This is a genomic window from Isoptericola sp. NPDC060185 (assembly GCF_042728595.1).
In the GTDB taxonomy this organism is placed as follows: Bacteria; Actinomycetota; Actinomycetes; order Actinomycetales; family Cellulomonadaceae; genus Isoptericola.
This window is the reverse complement of record NZ_JBHWYY010000088.1, coordinates 1-17263: the sequence shown is the minus strand read 5'-3', so window position 1 is coordinate 17263 and position 17263 is coordinate 1. Positions and strand designations below refer to the sequence as shown.

Below are 17263 nucleotides of genomic sequence, written 5' to 3'. Positions count from 1 at the left end.
TTTTTTTTTTTATAAGACCCCGGCCCCGGACGACGCGTCGTCCGGGGCCTCCGTCGCGGCTGTCGCCGTCAGCGACCGGGCGACTCCTCCGAGGCCGCGTCCTCGACGCCCTCGACGCCCTCGGCCGCCACCACGGCGGTGCGGCGGGTCTTGGCCAGGCTCGCGACCGTCGCGATCGCGAGCGACCCGAGAATGATCACGAGCGACAGCCAGATCGGGATCTCCGGCGCCCACGCGACGGGCTCGCCGCCGTTGAGGAACGGCAGCGTGTTGGTGTGCAGCGCCTCGAGGATGAGCTTGACGCCGATGAAGCCGAGGATCACCGCGAGCGCGATCGGCAGGTACACCAGCCGCTCCAGCAGGCCACCCAGCAGGAAGTACAGCTGCCGCAGGCCCATGAGCGCGAAGATGTTCGCGGTGAAGACGATGAACGGGTCCTTCGTCAGGCCGAAGATCGCGGGGATCGAGTCGAGCGCGAACAGCAGGTCCGTCGAGCCGATCGCCACGAAGACCACGAGCATCGGGGTGAAGAGCTTCTTGCCGTCGACGACGGTGCGCACCTTCGCGCCGTCGTACTTCTCGCTCAGCGGCAGCACCCGCCGCAGCGCGCGGATCGCGACGTTCTCCTTGTACTCGTCCTCGTCGTCGCCCGCGACCAGCTTGATCGCGGTGTAGATGAGGAACGCGCCGAACAGGTAGAACACCCACACGAACTGCTCGAGGATGGCCGCGCCCGCGAGGATGAACGCCCCGCGCAGCACGAGGGCGATGATGATGCCGACCATCAGGACCATCTGCTGGTGCTGCTTGGGCACCGCGAAGCGCGACATGATGATGACGAAGACGAACAGGTTGTCGACGCTCAGCGAGTACTCGGTGAGCCAGCCTGCGTAGAACTCGCCCGCCGGCGCGGCGCCCCCGACCGCGAGCACGACCAGCCCGAACACCAGGGCCAGTCCCACGTAGAAGGCGACCCACAGGCCGCTCTCCTTCATCGACGGGACGTGGGGCCGGCGGCCCACGATCGCGAGGTCGGCGGCCAGCAGCAGGATCAGTGCTGCGAGCGACGCCGCCTCGAACCAGAACGGCAGCTCGTGGATCATGCATCTCCTTCGGAGGACGAGGGCGCGCCCGCCGCGACCCGACGGTCACGGCGGTCCCGGGCCAGGGAGGCGATCGTCGTGACGGCGAGCACCACCACGATGAAGCCGAGGGACAGCGAGGTCGGGATCTCGGGGATCGCCTCCACGTGCTGCCCGCCGTTGACGAACGGCACCTCGTTGGTGTGCAGGGCGTGGATCACCAGCTTGACGCCGATGAAGCCGAGGATCGCGGCCAGGCCGTAGTTGAGGTAGACGAGCCTGTCGAGCAGTCCGTCGACGAGGAAGTAGAGCTGGCGCAGCCCGAGCAGCGAGAACGCGTTGGCCGCGAAGACGAGGTACGTCTCCTGCGTGAGCCCGAAGATCGCGGGGATGGAGTCCACGGCGAACAGCAGGTCCGCGCTGCCGATGGCGACCATGACGATGAGCATCGGCGTGATGAACCGCTTGCCGTCGATCTTCGCGATCATCTTGTCGCCGACGTACGTCTCCGTCGTCGGGAACAGGCGCCGCGTCAGGCGCAGGACGCCGTTCTCGTTCCACTCCTCGTCGTGCCCCGTGCCCGAGCGGGCCTGGGCGATCGCCGTCCAGATGAGGAACGCGCCGAAGACGTAGAAGACCCACGCGAAGTTCGCGATGATCGCCGCGCCCGCGACGATGAAGACCGTGCGCAGCACCAGCGCGATGGTGATGCCGATGAGGAGCACACGCTGCTGGTACTCCCGCGGTACCCGGAAGCTCGTCATGATGAGGACGAACACGAACAGGTTGTCGACGCTGAGCGACTTCTCGGTGATGTACCCGGCGAAGTACTCCCCGCCGTACTGCCCGCCCCACACGATCCAGACGACCACTCCGAACACCAGGGCGACCGCGACGTAGGCGAGGGACCACGTGGCGGACTCGCGGAGGGTCGGGGCGTGCGGGGTGCGCACGTGGCCGACGTAGTCGACGGCGAGCATCGCCAGGATGACGACGACGGTGACGATCCAGACCCACAAGGGCACGTTCATTGACCAACCTCCGGTACGTAGCACTGAGCACCGGAGGTCTTCCCCACCCGGGCAGGCTGCGCGCCGTGCGTCCGGGCCGACGAGGCCGGACCGGCGTCGGTGCCGGACGTGATGACGACCTCATCGTGGGCGGGGTACTCCCCTCCAACCCGCATACCCTACATGACACCCCGGGCACCGGATCCGCGCACGTCAGGACGCGAAACGGCGCCCCGGCACAGGTCCGGGGCCCGGCGGCGCACCGTCCTGCCAGAGGTGCGGTCGCCGCCTCAGGCGGTAGCCGCCTGCATCTGGCGGAGCTCCTTCTTCAGGCCGCCGATCTCGTCGCGCAGCCGCGCCGCGACCTCGAACTGCAGCTCCGCCGCCGCGGCATGCATCTGGTCGCTCAGCTCCTGGATCAGCTCCGCGAGCTCGCCCGCGGCCGCGCCGGCGAGGCGGTTGCCCGTCGTCGCGCCCTCCTTCGGCGAGCCCGGCACCGGCGCGCGGCCCCGGCCCTGCCCCGACGCGGGCGCCTTCCGGTAGCCGCCGGACAGCAGCTCCTGGGTGTCGATGTCCTCGCGGGCGAGCATGTCGGTGACGTCGGCGATCTTCTTGCGCAGCGGCTGCGGGTCGATGCCGCGCTCGGTGTTGTACGCGACCTGCTTGGCGCGCCGCCGGTCGGTCTCGTCGAGCGCGTACCGCATGGCGGGCGTGATCTTGTCGGCATACATGTGCACCTGGCCGGTGACGTTGCGGGCCGCGCGGCCGATCGTCTGGATGAGCGACCGCTCCGAGCGCAGGAAGCCCTCCTTGTCCGCGTCGAGGATCGCGACGAGGGACACCTCCGGCAGGTCGAGGCCCTCGCGCAGCAGGTTGATGCCGACCAGCACGTCGTACTCCCCCAGCCGCAGCTCGCGGAGCAGCTCGACGCGCCGCAGCGTGTCCACCTCCGAGTGCAGGTAGCGCACCCGCACGTCCTTCTCGAGGAAGTAGTCGGTGAGGTCCTCGGCCATCTTCTTGGTCAGGGTGGTGACGAGGACGCGCTCGTCCTTCTCCACTCGCTCGCGGATCTCGTGCAGCAGGTCGTCGATCTGGCCGGTGGTCGGCTTGACGATGACCTCGGGGTCGACGAGCCCGGTGGGCCGGATGACCTGCTCGACGACGCCGTCCGACATCGACAGCTCGTAGTCGCCGGGCGTCGCGGACAGGTAGACCGTCTGGCCGATCCGCTCGACGAACTCCTCCCAGCGCAGCGGCCGGTTGTCCATCGCGCTCGGCAGGCGGAACCCGTGCTCGACGAGCGACCGCTTGCGCGACATGTCGCCCTCGAACATGGCTCCGATCTGCGGCACCGTCTGGTGCGACTCGTCGATGACGAGCAGGAAGTCCTCGGGGAAGTAGTCGAGCAGCGTGTTCGGCGGCGACCCCTGCTCGCGACCGTCGATGTGCCGCGAGTAGTTCTCGATGCCGCTGCACGTGCCGATCTGGCGCATCATCTCGATGTCGTAGGTGGTGCGCATGCGCAGGCGCTGCGCCTCCAGGAGCTTGTTCTGCCGCTCGAGCTCGGCGAGGCGGTCGGCGAGCTCCGTCTCGATCCCGCCGATCGCGCGCTCCATGCGCTCGGGGCCGGCCACGTAGTGCGTGGCCGGGAACAGGTAGACGCTCCGCTCCTCCCGGATCACCTCGCCGGTGAGCGGGTGGAGCGTCTGGATCGACTCGATCTCGTCGCCGAACATCTCGATGCGCACGGCGAGCTCCTCGTACACCGGGATGATCTCGACCGTGTCGCCCCGGACCCGGAAGGTGCCGCGCGTGAACGCCGTGTCGTTGCGCGTGTACTGCATCTGGACGAAGCGCCGCAGCATGTCGTCGCGGTCGACGAGGTCGCCGACGTCGAGCCGCACCATCCGGTCGACGTACTCCTGCGGCGTGCCGAGGCCGTAGATGCAGGACACCGACGCGACCACCACGACGTCGCGCCGGGTCAGCAGCGACGACGTCGCGGAGTGGCGCAGGCGCTCGACCTCGTCGTTGATCGACGAGTCCTTCTCGATGTAGGTGTCCGTCTGCGCGATGTACGCCTCGGGCTGGTAGTAGTCGTAGTACGAGACGAAGTACTCGACGGCGTTGTTCGGCAGCAGCTCGCGGAACTCCGTGGCGAGCTGCGCCGCGAGGGTCTTGTTCGGCGCCATGACGAGGGTGGGCCGCTGCAGCTTCTCGATGAGCCACGCGGTGGTGGCGCTCTTGCCGGTACCGGTGGCGCCGAGCAGCACGACGTCCTTCTCCCCCGCCTGCACACGCGAGGTGAGGTCCGCGATCGCCGTCGGCTGGTCACCGGACGGCTGGTACTCGGACACCACCTCGAAGGGGGCCACCGCACGCTGCAGGTCGGTCACGGGTCGCATGCCACCACGGTACGGCGACCCTCCGACAGCCCACCTGCCGCAGGGTCCCACGGACGCCCGAGCGGGTGAAATATCCGACATCTGTTTTGTCAGGTGCCCACGCAAACCCTAGGGTGACGGCGAGCCCGCGCCCGGGCCACCCCCCTTTCAGCCCGGGCGCGGGACCGACCGTCCGGCCCCCGCCCGAAGACCGTGCGACGGGCCGCCCTCACCCAGGAGACCCATGCGCGCCACCGCCCCTCGCCCTGCCCGTTCCCGCCTCCTGCTCCGCCCGCTCGCGCTGGGCCTGGGGGCGGCCGTCGCCGCCGCCGGCGCGGTCGCGGGCGGTGCGGCGGCGCTCCCGTCGACGGCCGCCACGACGGGCTCGGGCAACCCCGTCTGCTCGCTCGGGCTGCTCCCCGGGCTGCAGAACGACCTCACCTCGACCGACTCCGGCGTCGCGGTCTACGTCGGCGGGGACTACGTGGCCCACCAGGCCGCGGCCGAGAGCGAGGGCCGGCTCGTCGTGGCGGGCAGCACCACCGTCGACGCCGGCCTGCTGAACCTCGGCCGCGTCGGCGTGGGCTCGGGCGTGGTGCCCACGCCGGGCGACGTCCTCGTCTCGGCGGGCGACGTCACCGTGTCTCCCGGCTCGCGGCTGGACGTCAACCACGGCGTGCCCGGCGGCGGCGACGTGCGCACCGGCGGCGTCGCCACCGGCGAGATCGAGCTCAACGGCGGGGCGAGCCGCACGCGGTCCGCCGACGCCGCGACGATCGCGGCGCGCGCGGGCGCAGACCTCGACACGGCCTCGGCCGCGTTCTCCGGCCTCGAGCCGACGGGTCGGCTCGACACCTCCGGGGCCTACCCGACGCTCGTCGGGGACGACGTCTCCGACCCGCAGGTCTTCTCGCTCACGACCGCCGAGGCCGCGACGCTCGACACCCTGGTTCTCACCCACGTGGGCGACGCCCGCGTGGTCGTCAACGTGAGCGGCGACGCCGGACGCCTCGACACGGTCCACACCGCCGCCGGGACCGTCGGCGACCGGATCGACGACGGCGCGGCGCTCGGCGCCTGGGCGCCGCGGATCGTGTGGAACTTCGGCCGGGCGTCGACGCTCGAGCTCGCCGGGGGCAGCCAGCTCGTCGGCTCGATCCTCGCGCCGCGCGCCGACGTCCGGCAGGGCGCGCACACCAACGGGCGTCTGTGGGTGGGCGGGGACCTGGACCTCGGTACCGGCGGGAGCGGCCTCGAGCACCACAACTACCCGTGGTCCGGCGAGTGCGACACGGTCCCGGGCGAGGGCACGGTGACCCCTCCGGACGAGACGACCACCGAGGGGGGCGAGGCGGACGGCACGGAGACGCCCGCGCCGACAGAGCCGGCTCCGGAGGAGACCCCGTCGACGGAGGCCACCCGCCCTGAGCCCGCGCCGTCGGCCGGCACGCCGTCCGGCGCGGCCGTGGACGGTCCCGACGCGAGCTCCCCGGACGTCGATGTCGCGGCCGACGTCGTGGCGGGCGCCAGCACCCCGAGCCCGGAGGCGGCGCGACCGGAGGCCGACGACGAGCTGCCGCGCACCGGGGCGGCCGTGGTCATGACCGCCGCGCTCGGCGCCGCCCTCCTCGGCGCCGGGGCGCTGCTCGTGGTGCTCCGCCGCCGGAAGCCCGCGGTCGACGCGGGCGCCTGACCGGCCCGCGCGGGATCGAGCAGGCCCGCGTGCCGGGCCGGTCCGGGGGGGCTGCCCGGACCCGCCCGCGCGCGCCCGGGCAACGTCATCGTCGGCAGCCCGATCGTCCCGTACCGCACGGGCACGATCCGGGTCGGCGGCGTGCGCAACCTCCGCGACCCCTTCGACGATGCCACCGGCGGCCCCTTCGGCCAGCTCGGAGAGTCGGACACGGCCAACCGGGACCCACCGGCCCAGTTCCAGAACGTGCTGCTCGACGACGCGAGCGTGCTCGAGACAGACCACTACACCGATCTCATCGGGCGGGCGGGAAGATGACCCGCTACGCCCAGCAGTGCTACGCCGAGCTGAGCACCACCAGCGCGATGTCGGTGACCGACGCGGGCGGCACGCTCGCGCTCGAGCACGGCACGGTGGCCCAGGCAGGCCCCGACGTCACCCTCACCAGCGACGGCGGCGGCGACCTGGTCGTCTTCGACCTGCCGGCGCCCCTCGGCTCGGGCACGGCGGGACTGGAGCACGTCCGGTCGATCCTGCGGAGCTACCCGTTCTCGGACGACCTGACGATCAGCGGCGGGGCCCAGCTGCCCGGGTCGATCCTGGTCGGCAGCGCACCGTCGCCCCTCGACCAGAGCTACGCAGGCGTCAACGGCTGCACGTGCACGCCGAGCGACCTGGTGCACACGAACACCTTCGGCGGTTTCGGGCAAGGAGTTCCACGCGTACCCGTTCGACGGCGCCCTCGGCTGCGCGCGAGCGATGCCGGGCACGTTCTGGCTGGCGAAGGACGTCACGGGCGGCGGTGCCGACGAGGTGCCGGACGCCACCACCTTCACGGTCGCCTGGGAGGTCACCGGACCGGAGGGGTCGGCGAGCGTGGGCCGGTCGGGCACGGTGGAGGTCGCGGCCGACGGGACCGTCGTCAACGGCCCGGCGGACCTGGTCGAGGGCGACCAGGTGACGTCCTCCGACCGTCGTTCTTCCCCTCCGACGGCAGCTCTTCCGGCGACTGGCCGCTGGCCGACGGCGAGGAGCTGGCGCTCGACGGCTTCCCCGTGGGGACCGTGTGCTCCGTCGCCGTGGGCGACCCGTCCGCACGCGTCGTGACGGTCACGAACGACGTCACGAGCAGCACGGCGGGCGCGGTCACGATCACCAAGGAGGTGACCGGGGACGACGGCGGCACGGCGGACGAGTTCACCGTCGACCGGGTCTGCACCACGCCGGACGAGGTGACGACGGGGAGCGTCACCCTCGCCGCCGGCGAGACCTCGGACCCGATCGGCGACCTGCCCGTCGGGACGGGGTGCACCGTGACCGAAAGGCCTGGTCGACGACCCGGCGGGCACGTGGAGCTCCGACATCACCCGGACGCGATCACGATCGGCCAGCGACGACCCGGCCCAGGTCGCGGCCGACGCGGCGGCCTTCCCCGCACCGGGCGCCATCGTCGTCGCCGTCGTCGTCGCGCCGTCAGGCCTCGGCCGCAGCGTCGGACTCCTCGTCCACCTCGGCGCACAGGCGCTGCCACAGGGCGTCGACCTGGTCGCGCAGCCCGTCCTCGGCGCCCGAGCCGTCCAGGGTGACGTCGGCGACCGCGACCCGTTCGGCGTCCGTCGCCTGGGCCGCGACCCGGGCGCGCGCCGCGGGCTCGTCGAGCCCGCGGCCGTCGACGAGCCGTCGGACCCGCTGCTCGGCCGGGGCGTGCACCACGACGAGCAGGTGGAAGCGGTCGGCCTGACCCGTCTCGACCAGGAGCGGGATGTCGTGCACGACGACGGCGCGGTCGTCGGCCGCGCCGGCCAGCGCCTCCCGCTCGGCGGCGATCCGGCGGATCTCGGGGTGCAGGATGCCCTCGAGGCGTTCCCGAGCCGCCGCGTCGTCGAACACGAGACGCCCGAGCGCCGGGCGGTCCAGCGAGCCGTCGTCGGCGAGCACCCCGTCGCCGAAGGCCGCCGCCACCTCCTCGAGCCCGACCGTGCCCGGGGCCACCACCTCGCGCGCGAGGACGTCGTGGTCGATCACCACGGCGCCCAGCTCGGCGAGGCGGCGCGCGACGACGGACTTGCCTGCGGCGATGCCGCCCGTGAGGCCGATGCGAAGCATGGGGACCATCCTGCCCCCGGCGTAGGCTTCCCGCCATGAGCGCCCACGGCACCGGGCCGCGGCGCGAGGGGGAGGTGGCATGGCGGGCGGCGGCATGATGCGCTCGTACCTGAAGGACTCGTCGGTCAAGGACCGACGCCTGACGGGCTCGACGCTCCGGCGGATCCTCGCCTTCGCCCGGCCGTACCGGGCCCAGCTCGCCGGCTTCGTCGCCCTCCTGGTGCTCAGCGCGGGGGCCGGCGCCGTGACTCCGCTGCTGTTCCGGCGGCTCATCGACGACGGCATCGCCCACGGCGACCGGGCGCTGGTCCTCTCGATGGCCGCGGCGGCCGTCGCGATCGCGCTCGCCTCCGCCGCGCTCGCCGTGGCCGAACGCTGGTTGTCGTCCCGCGTGGGCGAGGGTCTCATCCTCGACCTGCGCACCGCCGTCTTCGACCACGTGCAGCGGATGTCGCTCGCGTTCTTCGCCCGGGCGCGCACCGGCGCCCTCGTGCAACGCCTCAACGGCGACGTCCTCGGCGCGCAGCAGGCGTTCACGTCGACGCTGCAGACCGTGGTCTCCAACGGCCTGACGATCGTGTTCACGCTCGCGGCCATGTTCGCCATGTCCTGGCGCCTCACGCTCGTGTCCCTGGTCCTCCTGCCCGCGTTCGTGCTCCCCGCGCGCTGGTTCGGCCGCAGGCTCGCCGCGCTGGCCCGCACCGGCTACGACCTCAACGCGGACGCCGGCCAGATGATGAACGAGCGCTTCAACGTCGCCGGCGCGCACCTCGTCAAGGTGTTCGGCGACCCCGACCTCGAGAGCGCGCGCTACGAGACCCAGGTGCGCCGGCTGCGCGACCTCGGGGTGCGCACCGCGCTGCTCGGCACCTGGTTCCGGGTGGGCCTGACGACCCTGGCCTCCGTCGCGATCGCCCTGGTCTACGGGCTCGGGGGGCTGCAGGCCATCGCGGGCGAGCTCACGGTGGGCACCGTCGTGGCCCTCACCGCCTACCTCGGTCGCCTGTACGGTCCGCTGTCGGCCATGTCGAACGTGCAGGTGGACGTCATGACGGCGCTGGTGAGCTTCGAGCGCGTGCTCGAGGTGCTCGACCTCGAGCCGGCGATCACCGAGAGGCCGGCCGCCGCCGACCTCCGCGCGGCGGTGGCGAGCCAGGGCGCCTCCGTCGAGCTGGACCGGGTCACGTTCCGCTACCCGACCGCCGAGGAGGTCTCGCTGGCCTCCCTCGAGTCCGTCGCGACGCTGCGCTCGGACCCCACCGACGACACCCTGCACGACGTCTCCTTCACCGTGCCGGCGGGCGCCATGGTCGCACTCGTCGGACCGTCCGGCGCGGGCAAGACCACCGTCTCCCAGCTCGTGTCGCGCATGTACGACCCGACCTCCGGGGCCGTGCGGATCGCCGGGGAGGACCTGCGCGACGTCACGGCGGCGTCGCTACGCGGCACCGTCGGCGTGGTCTCGCAGGAGGCGCACCTCTTCCACGACACGGTCGCGGCCAACCTGCGCTTCGCCCGCCCCGACGCCTCCGACGAGGACCTGGAGCGGGCCCTGCGCCAGGCCCGGATCTGGGACCTCGTCGCGCGGCTGCCGGAGGGGGTGGACACCGTCGTCGGCGACCGCGGCTACCGGCTCTCCGGCGGGGAACGCCAGCGGCTCGCCATCGCCCGGCTCCTGCTCAAGGCGCCGGACGTCGTCGTGCTCGACGAGGCCACCGCGCACCTCGACTCCGAGTCCGAGGCGGCCGTGCAGGCGGCGCTCGACCAGGCGCTGGCCGGCCGCACCTCCCTGGTCATCGCCCACCGGCTCTCGACCGTCCGCGCCGCGGACGCCATCGTCGTGCTGGCCGACGGCCAGGTCGTCGAGGTCGGGACACACCCCGAGCTCCTGGCCGCCGGCGGGCTGTACGCCGAGCTCTACGCCACCCAGTTCGCCGACGCCGAGGCCCCGGCGGCCGAGTAGCCGCTCGCGCGTCGGGGCCGAGCGGCCGCCGGCCGCTTCCGGTGGCGCACCGGGTCCGCGACGCCGACCCACCCTCGACGCAAGGGGCGCGCACCGCGCCGGCACTCCCCGCGCGCACGACGGCGGCCCGCCACCCCGAGGGGTGACGGGCCGCCGTGGGCGTCCGGTGGGTCGTGGCCGACCCGGTCGGATCAGTTACCCGTGAGCTTCTCGCGGAGCGCGGCGAGCGCCTCGTCCGAGGCGAGCGTGCCCGCGGCCTCCTGCGCCGGCGCCGCCGACGAGTAGGAGGACGACGAGGAGCTGCTGCTCGACGAGCTGCTGCCGGGGACCGCGTCGTTCACGGCCGCGTCGGCGTCCGCCGCGATGGCCGCACGGACCTGCTCGCGGTGCGACTCCCAGCGGGCGTGCGCCTTGGCGTACTCCGCCTCCCAGGCCTCGCGCTGCGTCTCGAAGCCCTCGAGCCACTCGTTGGTCTCCGGGTCGAAGCCCTCGGGGTACTTGTACTCGCCGTTCTCGTCGTACTCGGCAGCCATGCCGTAGAGCGCGGGGTCGAAGTCCTCGGACTCCGGGTCCATGCCCTCGTTGGCCTGCTTGAGCGAGAGCGAGATGCGGCGACGCTCGAGGTCGATGTCGATGACCTTGACGAACACCTCGGCGCCGACGCTGACGACCTGCTCGGGCAGCTCGACGTGGCGCACGGCCAGCTCCGAGATGTGCACGAGACCCTCGATGCCGTCCTCCACGCGGACGAACGCACCGAACGGCACCAGCTTGGTGACCTTGCCGGGCACGACCTGGCCGATGGCGTGCGTGCGGGCGAAGGTCTGCCACGGGTCCTCCTGCGTCGCCTTCAGCGACAGGGAGACACGCTCGCGGTCGAAGTCGACGTCGAGAACCTCGACGGTGACCTCCTGGCCCACCTCGACGACCTCGGACGGGTGGTCGATGTGCTTCCAGGACAGCTCCGAGACGTGCACCAGACCGTCGACGCCGCCGAGGTCCACGAACGCACCGAAGTTGACGATCGAGGAGACGACACCGGGGCGCACCTGGCCCTTCTGCAGGGTCTGCAGGAAGGTGGAGCGGACCTCGGACTGCGTCTGCTCGAGCCAGGCACGGCGCGACAGGACCACGTTGTTGCGGTTCTTGTCGAGCTCGATGATCTTGGCCTCGATCTCCTTGCCGACGTACGGCGCGAGGTCGCGGACGCGACGCATCTCCACGAGGGAGGCGGGGAGGAAGCCACGGAGACCGATGTCGAGGATGAGGCCACCCTTGACGACCTCGATGACGGTGCCGGTGACGACGCCGTCCTCCTCCTTGATCTTCTCGATCGTGCCCCAGGCGCGCTCGTACTGGGCGCGCTTCTTGGACAGGATCAGGCGACCCTCCTTGTCCTCCTTCTGGAGGACGAGAGCCTCGACGGCGTCGCCCACGGCGACAACCTCGCCCGGGTCCACGTCGTGCTTGATGGAGAGCTCCCGGGACGGGATCACGCCCTCCGTCTTGTAACCGATGTCGAGGAGGACCTCGTCGCGGTCGACCTTGACGATCGTGCCTTCCACGATGTCACCATCGTTGAAGTACTTGATGGTGGCGTCGACGGCGGCAAGGAAGTCCTCTTCGGTGCCGATGTCGTTGACGGCAACCTGGGGGGCGGACTTCGTGGTGGAGATGGTCATTGAGTAGATGCTCCGATGCGGACAGGACGTAGTGCGGACAGGGTCTGTGGTACGTGCACCGGGAGTCGACGTGGCGAACGATCCGCACGTCTGCGTTCCGCACGCCAGGACGTCCTCGGGCGCACTGCACCGCCGAACATCTTATCGACGGCGCAGCGTGGGGTCAACACGCCCTGGGAGCCACCCGGCGTCGCCGCCGACCGCCCGTCCGGAGCCCGTGCCACGATGACCGGGTGAGCCACCATCCTCCCGCGCCGCGCCCGATCTCGCACGCGGGTTACCAGGACGTCCCGGACGACGCCGGCAACGCGGCCGCCCGGGGGTGGTGGGACGAGAACGCCACCGAGTACCTCGCCGAGCACGGCGCGTTCCTGGGCGACGCCGGCTTCCGCTGGGGGCCCGAGGGCCTCACCGAGGCGGAGGCCGGGCTCCTCGGTGACGTCACCGGCGCCCGCGTCGTGGAGGTCGGTGCCGGCGCCGCGCACTGCGCCCGCTGGCTCGCCGCCCGCGGCGCCCACGTCGTCGCCACGGACGTGTCCGCGCGGATGCTCGCCGGCGCCGCACGCCTCAACGCGACGACGGGCGTGGTCGTCCCCCTCGTCCAGGCCGACGCCCGGCGCCTGCCGTTCGCTTCCGGCAGCGCGGACGTGGTCTTCACGTCCTACGGGGCGATCCCGTTCGTGGCCGACGCCGCGCGGGTCCACGCCGAGGCGGCGCGCGTGCTTCGCCCCGGCGGCCGGTGGGTGTTCTCCGTGACCCACCCCGTGCGCTGGGCGTTCCCCGACGACCCGTCGGTCCGCGGGCTCACCGCCGACCGCTCGTACTTCGACCGGCGCCCCTACGTGGAGGCCGACGACCGCGGCGAGGTCCGGTACGCGGAGTACCACCGCACCGTCGGCGACCACGTGCGCGACGTCGCCGCGGCCGGGCTGCGGCTGCGCGACGTCGTCGAGCCCGAGTGGCCGGCGTGGAACACCGCGACCTGGGGCGGCTGGAGCCCCGAGCGCGGCGCCGTCCTGCCGGGCACGGCGGTGTTCGTCACCACGAAGGACTGACGCGCCGCGCCCGGCGGACCCGGACCCTCAGTGCCCGGCGTCGTGCCAGGTGGGACCGACGCCGACCGAGACGTCCAGCGGCACGTCGAGAGACACCGCGGAGCCCATCTGGCCGCGCAGCACGTCCTCGGCCGCCTCCCGCTCCCCCGGCGCGACCTCCACCACGAGCTCGTCGTGCACCTGCAGCAGCAGCCGCGAGGCCAGTCCGCGCTCGTCCAGCTCGCGCTGCACGCCGAGCATCGCCACCTTGATGATGTCCGCGGCGCTGCCCTGGATCGGCGCGTTGAGCGCCATCCGCTCCGCCATCTGGCGGCGCTGCCGGTTGTCGCTCGTGAGGTCCGGCAGGTAGCGCCGGCGGCCCAGGATCGTCGCCGTGTACCCGGTGGCCCGCGCCTCCTCCACGACGCCGGTGAGGTAGTCGCGCACCCCGCCGAACCGCGTGAAGTAGTCGTCCATCAGCGACTGCGCCTCGCTGGTGGGGATGGTGAGCTGCTGCGAGAGGCCGAACGCGCTCAGCCCGTAGGCGAGGCCGTAGCTCATCGCCTTGATCTTGGAGCGCATCTCGGGCGTGACGTCCTCGGGGGCCACCTCGAAGACACGCGAGCCCACGTACCGGTGCAGGTCCTCCCCCGACCGGAACGCCTCGATGAGCCCCTCGTCGCCCGACAGGTGCGCCATGATCCGCATCTCGATCTGGCTGTAGTCCGCGGTGAGCAGGGTGTCGTAGCCCTCGCCGACCCGGAAGGCGCGGCGGATGCGGCGGCCCTCCTCGGTGCGGATCGGGATGTTCTGCAGGTTCGGGTCGGTGGAGCTCAGGCGCCCCGTGGCGGCGATGGTCTGCTGGAACGTCGTGTGGATCCGGCCGTCCGGGGCGACGGACTTGAGCAGCCCTTCGACCGTCGAGCGCAGGCGCGTGGCGTCGCGGTGCGCCAGGAGGTGCTCGAGGAACGGGTGCTCGGTCTTGACGTACAGGTCCTGCAGCGACGCGGCGTCGGTGGTGTAACCCGTCTTGATCTTCTTGGTCTTGGGCATCCCGAGCTGGTCGAAGAGCACCTCCTGCAGCTGCTTGGGGCTGCCGAGGTTCACCTGCCGTCCGATGACGTCGTAGGCGTCCGCCGCCGCGTCGGCCACCATCGCGGCGAACTGCCGCTCGAGCTCGGTGAGGTACTCGACGTCGGCGGCGATGCCGGTGGACTCCATCCGCCCCAGCACTGCCGTCAGCGGCAGCTCCAGGTCGGTGAGCAGGTCGGCCGCACCCCGGTCGGCGAGCTGCCCCGTGAGGGCCTCGGCCAGCTCCACGACGGCGGCGGCGCGCACGGCCGCCTGCCGGGCCCGCGGGTCGTCGGCGTCGTCCCCGCCGTCCAGAGCCAGGTCCAGCGCGCCCTGGCCACCGGCGTCGGCCGCCCCGCCCGCCGACAGCTCCCGACCGAGGAGGCGCACCGTGAGGTCCGCGAGGTCGTAGCCGCGCTGGTCCGGGTAGCAGAGGTACGCCGCGAGCTCCGTGTCGAAGGTGACGCCTCGCAGGTCGAGCCCGCGACCGGCGAGCTCGTGCCACGCCGCCTTGGCGCCGTGCACGACCTTCGGCGCCTCAGGGTCCGCGAGCCAGGCCGCGAGGGCGCGCTCGTCCTCGGGCGGCACGTCCGCGAGGTCGACCGCGACGGCGGCTCCCTGGCCGTCGCCCGAGGGCCCCTCGGCGATCGCCACCTCCCAGGCGTCGCCTGCGCCCGGCGTCGGCGTGCCCGTGACCTCGAGGCCCAGCGCGCGCCCGGCGCGGGCCGCGAGCCAGTCGCCCAGCCCGCCCGCCGCCAGGGCCGCGAGCTCGACCTGCATCCCGGCGACCGCGACCTCCTCGGCCTGCTCCGCAGACGGGTCGGCGGCGAGCAGCCGGTCGCGCAGCGTGCCGAACTGGAGGGTGTCGGAGACGCGGTGCACGGCCTCGCGGTCGAACCCGGCCAGGGTCAGGTCGTCGATCGCCAGCGGCAGCTCCAGGTGGTCCAGGAGCGCGTTGAGCTCGCGGTTGAGACGCACCTGGTCGATCGCCTCGCGCAGGTTCCCGGCGGCCTTGCCCTTGAGCTCGTCCACGTGCTCGAGCAGCGCGTCCAGCCCGCCGTATGTCGTGACCCACTTCGCGGCCGTCTTGGGGCCGACGCCGGCCACGCCGGGCAGGTTGTCGCTCGACTCGCCGACCAGTGCGGCGAGGTCGGGGTACTGGTGCGGCGGCACGCCGTACTTCTCCTCGACCGCCTCCGGCGTCATGCGGGCCAGGTCCGAGACCCCGCGCTTCGGGTACAGCACGGTCACGCGCTCGGTCACGAGCTGCAGCGAGTCGCGGTCCCCCGAGCAGACCAGCACGTCCAGGCCCGCCTCGGCCCCCTCGCGGGCGAGCGTCGCCAGGATGTCGTCGGCCTCGATGCCCTCGCGCTGCAGCGCCGGGATGCGCAGCGCCTCGAGGACCTCCTTGATGAGCGGCACCTGGCCGCGGAAGACCTCGGGCGTCGCGTCACGGTTGCCCTTGTACTCCGGGAACCGCTCCGTGCGGAACGTCACGCGGCCGGCGTCGAACGCCACGGCCGCGTGCGTCGGCTGCTCGTCGCGCAGCAAGTTGGTCAGCATCGACGTGAACCCGTAGACGGCGTTCGTCACCTGGCCGCTGGAGGTCACCAGCGTGTCCGGCAGCGCGAAGAACGCGCGGTAGGCCATGGAGTGGCCGTCGATCAGGAGGAGGCGTGGGCGGGTCCCGGTTCGCGCGGAGGTCGTCACGGGTGCCAACCTATCGCCCATGGCTGACACCTCCACCGGCACGCCCGAGCTCCCCAGCACCCTGGACCAGTGGGCGGCCGCCAGCCGCGGCACGCTCATCGAGCGCCTCGGCATCGAGCTCACGGGCGTCGCCGCCGACCTCACCACGGGCACGATGCCGGTGGCCGGGAACACGCAGCCCGCGGGGCTCCTGCACGGCGGCGCGACGGCGTCCCTCGCCGAGACGCTCGCCTCGGTCGCGGCGCAGCAGCACGCCGGGACGGGGCGCGCGGCGGTCGGCCTGGAGCTCAACGCGACGCACCACCGCGGGGTGCGGTCGGGGACCGTGCACGGGGAGGCCCGCGCGCTGCACCTGGGCCGGTCGACGGCGGCCTACGAGATCGTCGTCACCGACGACGACGGCCGGCGCGTGTGCACCGCGCGGCTGACCTGCATGATCCTCGACGGCCGCTAGGCCGCGTCAGCGCGGCGCACGCCTGCCGGCGCCCGCCCGATGCCTCAGGAGGGGACGGACTCGCTCGTCACGCCGCGCCGGGGGACGACGCCGAGCTCGCCGAGCACCTCGTCGGCGCCGACCTCCGTGCCGTCGGCGGCCCGCTCGGCCGCCTCGCGCAGGGCGGCGTCCCGCTCCTCCTGGAAGGCCCGCAGGTCCACCGGGCCGGTCGGCAGGCCCGCGGCACGGGCTCGGCGGCGGCGCGCCACGAGGTCCTCGATCGCGGCCCGGGTCGCCTCGCGGCGCCCGACGCGCACGGCGGCGCGCGACGCCCGGGGGTTCTCCTGGGCCAGGCGGCGCAGCAGGGTCGCCGTGGCGACCACGCGGTGCCCCGAGGTGGGGGCGAACCCCAGGCGGGCGAGGAAGCGGTGCATCCCTCGGGCGCCGGGCGCGGGGGCGCAGTAGACGTTCTCCGCGCCGCGCTCCCCCGCGACGGCCGCGGCCGCCGCGACCAGCGCATGACCGACGCCCCGGCGGCGTGCCGCCGGGGAGACGAAGACCGCGTCGACGTAGAGGCTCGTCGTCGTCGCGAAGAGCAGGGGGTCGATGACGCGCAGCACGGCGAACCCGACGACCTGGTCCTCGTGGGTCGCGACGAGGACCTGCCCGCCCGCGCCCAGCAGGACGCTCAGGTGCTCCAGGAGCCGCGACGCGTCGGCGGGAGAGCCCTGGACCGCGGACGGCGACTCCTCGACCGCGCGCTCGGCGAGGTGCGCGACGGCGACCATGTCGTCCTGCTCGGCCGGCCGGACCTCGACCGCTGCACGCATCGGCACCTCCTCGACGAATGACCGCGTCCCCGGCTCCTGGCGCGGTGGGAGCACTCCCACCCGACTGCTCGGGATCCGGTCCGGGCGGCGCCCGGACTCACGGTCGTTGAAGCATGAATATCACAGATCGGTTACGACACCCAGGTGACGATAGCGGCCACGAGGTCGTCGCACAATGGCCGTGGCCCCGGGGCCGGCCACCGGCCGGGGCCCGGCCCCCCCCCCGGCCCCCGCGCCGTAGCCGACGCCCCCGCGCGGGGGGAGC

General features: G+C 72.9%; 13 protein-coding genes. 6 read left to right on the top strand and 7 right to left on the bottom strand.

What is annotated here, in order from left to right; all coding sequences use genetic code 11:
- Window positions 1–68 precede the first annotated feature (68 nt).
- From ACFWDO_RS19005 to uvrB, 3 genes are all read right to left on the bottom strand, one after another.
- Window positions 69–1103 carry a TerC family protein gene (locus ACFWDO_RS19005; RefSeq protein WP_380347108.1) on the bottom strand — a complete coding sequence of 345 codons (1035 nt, stop codon included), beginning with the start codon at window positions 1101–1103 and terminating at the stop codon, window positions 69–71.
- Complete coding sequence (locus tag ACFWDO_RS19000) at window positions 1100–2113, bottom strand: TerC family protein (RefSeq protein WP_380324861.1); 1014 nt, start codon at window positions 2111–2113, stop codon at window positions 1100–1102. Before ACFWDO_RS19000 ends, ACFWDO_RS19005 begins: the two co-directional genes overlap by 4 nt.
- Window positions 2114–2382: 269 nt before the next feature.
- Window positions 2383–4497, bottom strand: coding sequence for an excinuclease ABC subunit UvrB (uvrB, locus tag ACFWDO_RS18995; protein WP_380324858.1), 2115 nt, complete (start codon window positions 4495–4497; stop codon window positions 2383–2385).
- A gap of 223 nt (window positions 4498–4720) precedes the next feature.
- Between uvrB and ACFWDO_RS18990 the strand changes: the two genes are divergently transcribed.
- The 3 genes from ACFWDO_RS18990 (at window position 4721) to ACFWDO_RS18980 (ending at window position 7755) form a co-directional block, all read left to right on the top strand.
- Window positions 4721–6169, top strand: coding sequence for a choice-of-anchor A family protein (locus tag ACFWDO_RS18990; RefSeq protein ID WP_380324855.1), 1449 nt, complete (start codon window positions 4721–4723; stop codon window positions 6167–6169).
- A gap of 141 nt (window positions 6170–6310) precedes the next feature.
- Complete coding sequence (locus ACFWDO_RS18985) at window positions 6311–6487, top strand: hypothetical protein (protein ID WP_380324852.1); 177 nt, start codon at window positions 6311–6313, stop codon at window positions 6485–6487.
- Complete coding sequence (locus tag ACFWDO_RS18980) at window positions 6484–7755, top strand: DUF5979 domain-containing protein (protein ID WP_380324849.1); 1272 nt, start codon at window positions 6484–6486, stop codon at window positions 7753–7755. Before ACFWDO_RS18985 ends, ACFWDO_RS18980 begins: the two co-directional genes overlap by 4 nt.
- Here the strand turns inward: ACFWDO_RS18980 and coaE are convergent.
- A complete protein-coding gene (coaE, locus tag ACFWDO_RS18975; protein WP_380324846.1) occupies window positions 7643–8275 on the bottom strand; it encodes a dephospho-CoA kinase in 633 nt (210 codons plus the stop codon). The genes ACFWDO_RS18980 and coaE overlap by 113 nt on opposite strands.
- A 79-nt stretch (window positions 8276–8354) precedes the next feature.
- Between coaE and ACFWDO_RS18970 the strand changes: the two genes are divergently transcribed.
- The gene (locus ACFWDO_RS18970) at window positions 8355–10238 is read left to right on the top strand and encodes an ABC transporter ATP-binding protein (RefSeq protein ID WP_380324843.1); all 1884 of its coding nucleotides are present in this window, start codon (window positions 8355–8357) and stop codon (window positions 10236–10238) included.
- 191 nt (window positions 10239–10429) lie between these two features.
- Here the strand turns inward: ACFWDO_RS18970 and rpsA are convergent, their stop codons facing one another.
- Window positions 10430–11920 carry a 30S ribosomal protein S1 gene (rpsA, locus tag ACFWDO_RS18965; protein WP_380326055.1) on the bottom strand — a complete coding sequence of 497 codons (1491 nt, stop codon included), beginning with the start codon at window positions 11918–11920 and terminating at the stop codon, window positions 10430–10432.
- A gap of 233 nt (window positions 11921–12153) precedes the next feature.
- Between rpsA and ACFWDO_RS18960 the strand changes: the two genes are divergently transcribed.
- Window positions 12154–12975, top strand: a complete 822-nt coding sequence (locus tag ACFWDO_RS18960) for a class I SAM-dependent methyltransferase (protein ID WP_380326058.1) — start codon at window positions 12154–12156, stop codon at window positions 12973–12975.
- Between the two features lie 27 nt (window positions 12976–13002).
- On the opposite strand, the gene polA is transcribed toward ACFWDO_RS18960, so the two are convergent.
- Window positions 13003–15756, bottom strand: coding sequence for a DNA polymerase I (polA, locus tag ACFWDO_RS18955; protein ID WP_380326061.1), 2754 nt, complete (start codon window positions 15754–15756; stop codon window positions 13003–13005).
- On the opposite strand from polA, the gene ACFWDO_RS18950 reads away from it, so the two are divergent.
- Window positions 15755–16189, top strand: coding sequence for a hotdog fold thioesterase (locus ACFWDO_RS18950; protein ID WP_380326064.1), 435 nt, complete (start codon window positions 15755–15757; stop codon window positions 16187–16189). The genes polA and ACFWDO_RS18950 overlap by 2 nt on opposite strands.
- Before the next feature lie 44 nt (window positions 16190–16233).
- Here ACFWDO_RS18950 and ACFWDO_RS18945 read toward each other — a convergent pair whose 3' ends face one another.
- The gene (locus ACFWDO_RS18945) at window positions 16234–16998 is read right to left on the bottom strand and encodes a GNAT family N-acetyltransferase (RefSeq protein WP_380326067.1); all 765 of its coding nucleotides are present in this window, start codon (window positions 16996–16998) and stop codon (window positions 16234–16236) included.
- Window positions 16999–17263 lie beyond the last annotated feature (265 nt).

Excerpts from the sequence above, each read along its gene's own strand:
- ACFWDO_RS18990 (WP_380324855.1), top strand. The coding sequence starts at position 4,721 with ATGCGCGCCACCGCCCCTCGCCCTGCCCGTTCCCGCCTCCTGCTCCGC.
- ACFWDO_RS19000 (WP_380324861.1), bottom strand. The coding sequence starts at position 2,113 with ATGAACGTGCCCTTGTGGGTCTGGATCGTCACCGTCGTCGTCATCCTG.
- ACFWDO_RS18980 (WP_380324849.1), top strand. The coding sequence starts at position 6,484 with ATGACCCGCTACGCCCAGCAGTGCTACGCCGAGCTGAGCACCACCAGC.
- ACFWDO_RS19005 (WP_380347108.1), bottom strand. The coding sequence starts at position 1,103 with ATGATCCACGAGCTGCCGTTCTGGTTCGAGGCGGCGTCGCTCGCAGCA.
- polA (WP_380326061.1), bottom strand. The coding sequence starts at position 15,756 with ATGGGCGATAGGTTGGCACCCGTGACGACCTCCGCGCGAACCGGGACC.
- ACFWDO_RS18945 (WP_380326067.1), bottom strand. The coding sequence starts at position 16,998 with ATGCGTGCAGCGGTCGAGGTCCGGCCGGCCGAGCAGGACGACATGGTC.
- uvrB (WP_380324858.1), bottom strand. The coding sequence starts at position 4,497 with ATGCGACCCGTGACCGACCTGCAGCGTGCGGTGGCCCCCTTCGAGGTG.
- ACFWDO_RS18970 (WP_380324843.1), top strand. The coding sequence starts at position 8,355 with ATGGCGGGCGGCGGCATGATGCGCTCGTACCTGAAGGACTCGTCGGTC.
- coaE (WP_380324846.1), bottom strand. The coding sequence starts at position 8,275 with ATGCTTCGCATCGGCCTCACGGGCGGCATCGCCGCAGGCAAGTCCGTC.
- ACFWDO_RS18950 (WP_380326064.1), top strand. The coding sequence starts at position 15,755 with ATGGCTGACACCTCCACCGGCACGCCCGAGCTCCCCAGCACCCTGGAC.
- rpsA (WP_380326055.1), bottom strand. The coding sequence starts at position 11,920 with ATGACCATCTCCACCACGAAGTCCGCCCCCCAGGTTGCCGTCAACGAC.